The organism is Polaromonas sp. P1_E3, from assembly GCF_056405935.1.
In genome coordinates, this window is sequence record NZ_JBFUBD010000275.1 from 1 (window position 1) to 3,718 (window position 3,718).

3 protein-coding genes and 1 pseudogene are annotated in these 3,718 nt (G+C 62.5%); 2 read left to right on the forward strand and 2 right to left on the reverse strand.

Features of this window, described 5'->3' with window-relative positions; translation table 11 throughout:
• Both AC1D0Z_RS17650 and AC1D0Z_RS17655 read left to right on the forward strand, forming a co-directional pair.
• Window positions 1-284 (forward strand): nuclear transport factor 2 family protein (locus AC1D0Z_RS17650; protein ID WP_477659504.1); only part of this gene is annotated, 284 nt, incomplete at its 5' end.
• Window positions 285-291: 7 nt separating this feature from the next.
• Window positions 292-1,203 (forward strand): polysaccharide deacetylase family protein, encoded by a 912-nt coding sequence (locus tag AC1D0Z_RS17655; protein WP_477659505.1) that lies wholly within the window; start codon window positions 292-294, stop codon window positions 1,201-1,203.
• A 153-nt stretch (window positions 1,204-1,356) separates the two neighbouring features.
• On the opposite strand, the gene AC1D0Z_RS17660 is transcribed toward AC1D0Z_RS17655, so the two are convergent.
• The gene (locus AC1D0Z_RS17660; RefSeq protein ID WP_477659506.1) at window positions 1,357-2,778 is read right to left on the reverse strand and encodes a reverse transcriptase family protein; all 1,422 of its coding nucleotides are present in this window, start codon (window positions 2,776-2,778) and stop codon (window positions 1,357-1,359) included.
• Window positions 2,779-3,172: 394 nt separating this feature from the next.
• Window positions 3,173-3,718: pseudogene (locus AC1D0Z_RS17665) on the reverse strand (dihydrolipoyl dehydrogenase); the annotation flags it as partial.

The window sequence follows — 3,718 nt, forward strand, 5'->3', positions numbered from 1 at the left end:
CCCCCGCGGAGTGCACCAAATTCAATGCATCGCGCTACAAATGGGTGAAAAAAAGGATTGAGCGCACCGAAACGGTTGTCGCCGGCTCCAACGGCGCCGCCCCCGACGAAGCGGTGGTCTACAGCCTGGGAACCCTGTACGGGGAATGGCCTGACGGAACGCCTTTTGAAGGCAACCGCTATGTGGACCGCTATGTCGTCAAGAGCGGGCTGATCACCCACATGGATGTGTGGAACGACAGCGCCGAATGGCTGCTGGTGCGGGCCGGCCTGGCCGTGCTGTGATCAGCCGATGACCGCTAGCTACAGCGGCGCCCTGCCAACGCACAATCGCTTTGATTACCAGGCGATTAACCGGCGCAAGCCTTATCGCTGGCCCAACGGGGCCGGTCTGGCGGTTTACCTGGGTTTCAACATCGAGCACTTTGCCTTCGGCGAGGGCATGGGCGCCACCATCGGCCCGGCCAGCCCACAACCGGACGTTCTGAACTACAGCTGGCGCGAGTACGGCAACCGCGTGGGCAGCTGGCGCTGCCTCGAGCTGTTTGACAGCCTGGGCCTGCCCGCGGCCGCGCTGATCAACACCGCACTGTACGACCACTGCCCCGAACTGGTGGCTGCGTGCGTGGCGCGCGGCGACGAACTGGTCGGCCATGGCCACACCAATGCCGAACGCCAGGCCGCCATGAGTGAAGCGGACGAAGGCCGTCTGCTGATGCAGTGCCGCACGCGCATGCAACAGGAAAGCGGCCAAGCCCCGGCCGGGTGGCTTTCTCCGTGGATTTCGGAAAGCCTGCATACGCCTGACCTGCTCGCCGAAAGCGGCTACGGCTACACCCTGAACTGGTGCCACGACGACCAGCCGCTGCCAATGCGCACCCGCAGCGGAAAGGCTTTGTGGGCCGTGCCTTACCCGCAGGAACTCAATGACATCCCGATGATCATTGCGCGTCAGATGGACGGGAAAGACTTTGCGCAGATGATCATCGATCAGCTTGACGAGATGCTGGAGCAATCGCAGGCCAGCGGTTCAGCACCGCTGGTCATGGGCGTTGCACTGCACCCCTACATCGTCGGCCAGCCTTACCGCCTGCGCCACCTGCGGCGCGCGCTTCAGCATGTTGCAGCCGCACGGGACCGGGGCCAGGTCTGGATGACCACGCCGGGCGATATTTTCCGGTACGCCGCACAGATGGCCGCGTGAGCAGGCCCGGGACCTGGCGCGCCGTGCGGGTGCCGGAGTGACCTGAGGCTACCGGTTACTTGCGTGCAGGCGGCAAATCCGTGCAGCTGCCGTGCGTCACTTCCGCCGCCATGCCCATGCTTTCGCCCAGGGGGGATGCGAGTGTTGAAGCGTTCATCTTGACCAGTCGATCCTCTCAAACAAGCGCATGAGCCTGACTTGGCGCGCAATGCTGAATTGTGCGACCCAGCCGATCCGGCCGAGCAGGTGTGAGCGAAAGTCGGCAAGCTGCTCTTTGTTTTGCGATGCCGGCCCGTGCAGCAGGCTTTGATGCAGACACGCTTTAAGTCGGTCGAAATCATCACGTGGCACATTCGGTCGAACGTTGACCACCACCCCTGTCACGCGCTGACGTTGATGCTTGGGCAGGCAACGTGTCTTGTCTGGATGCAGGGTAAAGCCTTCATCGCGGACGATCTCTGCGACCCAGGCGTGCAAGGCACGAAACTGTCGGCGAAGCGAGGCGGGACCAGAAAACACCAGGTCATCGGCATAGCGCGTATAGCTCGCGCCGAACACCCAGGCCAATCCCTCAAGCCGCAAATCGAGATTGAAAGCACAGAGGTTGGCTAGCGCCGGGGAGGTGGGCGCGCCCTGCGGCAAGTGCGGGGAACCCAGCCGCTTGGCCCCTATCCAGTCAAGTCCGCCGTCATCGCGCAAGCGCTCAACCACCATCGTCGCCGTACGGTGTGTGCAGAGCGTGGTGAGACTTCGGGCGATACCTTCGGGGTAGCCCAGCGTGCGCCAGACGGCACTGACATGGGCTGCCCCTACGCTGCCAAAGAAATCCTGCAAGTCAAAGCGGATGACCACGGCTTGTCCGACATGAGCTGCCGCGTGGGTTTTGACTGAGCGGCCGGCGGTAAACCCGTGCGCAGCTTCATGCACCGGCACCTGGCTCAGCAGCGTATGCAGGATGTGACGTTGCACACGCTTGAGTTCTGCCTTGGGCGTCTCCAGCAAACGCAGGCCACCCGTCTGTTTGGGCTGCAGTCTGTAACGGTAGTGCTCGACAACTGCAGGCGTCACCGGAGCCAGCCAATCCAGTTTTTCGGGTGGGAGTTGGAGCCAGCATGCAAGATCCGCATTCGTTGCAATGTCGGGCAAGGTGCAAGCCTCCAGCCCCATTGGCCGGGGGCGCATCACCGCCGGTCGCAGGATCAACCGGCGAATTCGTGGTGGCCTTTCTGGCACGGGGTCATTCCGCTCAACGCTTGACCGCGCGGCTTGCGGTTCACTGGAGTCATTGGGCTCTCCGTCTTCGTCGTCGCCCTCCTCCCCAAAGGCCAGGTCGAAGGCATGCGATGCCTCCAGCCGCTGCGCAAGCGAAGTGACGTCAAATTTTCGCCAGGTGATGGCCGACAGCAGAGCAAGCGGTCCAAGCAATTCCCGGAGCCAGGCAGGTCGCTGTCCGAGGGCTGCTGCGCCCCTGGCCTGAAGGGCGCCCAAGGTAGTGCCGCCCGCCTTGTCCGCGTCGGCGAGCAGTGCGCGGGCCAGGCCGCGTGCAATCAAATGTCGGAAGCTGGCTTCGCGCATGGAATTGGGTTGACGCCAGCATCCCAACCAGCAGGTCCTGCGTGAGCTGGGTGCGCAGAATGCGCAGTCCGCTCACGCGCCGAAATCTCTAGGCACAAAACAACCATGGGGGTACCCCATGGTGCGGACAGGCAGCAACGAATCGCGTCCCGCTCGCAACACTTGGAATGCTGGCGTCGTCGGAATTCTAATGGGGTACCCCCAGCAACGAGCTACCATTCGAAGCGGCTAAGGCGGTAAAACAACAAGAGAAGGCCTTGATGTACGGCTTATGTACACAAAATACCTTCTCCAGGCTTGCGTTCAAGCGCCACAAATCAAAAAGCCGCGCAGCCCTCTCGGAATCTGTGCGGCCAGCTACTAAATTAATAGCGCTTCTAGCAGGCTTTCAGCGTCACTTGCGCACTGGAGGCAAGTCCGTGCAGCTGCCATGCGCCACTTCCGCCGCCATACCCATGCTTTCGCCCAGCGTCGGGTGCGGATGGATGGTCTTGCCGATATCCACGGCGTCGGCCCCCATTTCAATGGCCAGTGCAATCTCGCCGATCATGTCGCCGGCATGGGTGCCGACAATGCCGCCGCCCAAAATTTTGCCGTGGCCGTGGGCTTCGGGGCTGTCGTCAAACAGCAGCTTGGTAAAACCTTCGTCGCGGCCGTTGGCAATCGCCCGGCCGGAAGCCGTCCATGGGAACAGGCCCTTTTTGACCTTGATGCCCTGGGCCTTGGCCTGGTCTTCCGTGAGGCCGACCCATGCGACTTCTGGGTCGGTGTAGGCCACGCTGGGGATCACGCGCGCGTTGAACGCAGCGCTGGCCAGCTCTTTGTTGCCCTGCAACTCGCCGGCGATCACTTCAGCGGCCACGTGGCCTTCATGCACGGCCTTGTGTGCCAGCATCGGCTGGCCCACGATGTCGCCGATGGCAAAGATATGCGGCACGTT

Bases quoted from the DNA above. Each gene is read 5' to 3' on its own strand.
- AC1D0Z_RS17655 (WP_477659505.1), top strand. From the start codon at position 292: ATGACCGCTAGCTACAGCGGCGCCCTGCCAACGCACAATCGCTTTGAT.
- AC1D0Z_RS17660 (WP_477659506.1), bottom strand. From the start codon at position 2,778: ATGCGCGAAGCCAGCTTCCGACATTTGATTGCACGCGGCCTGGCCCGC.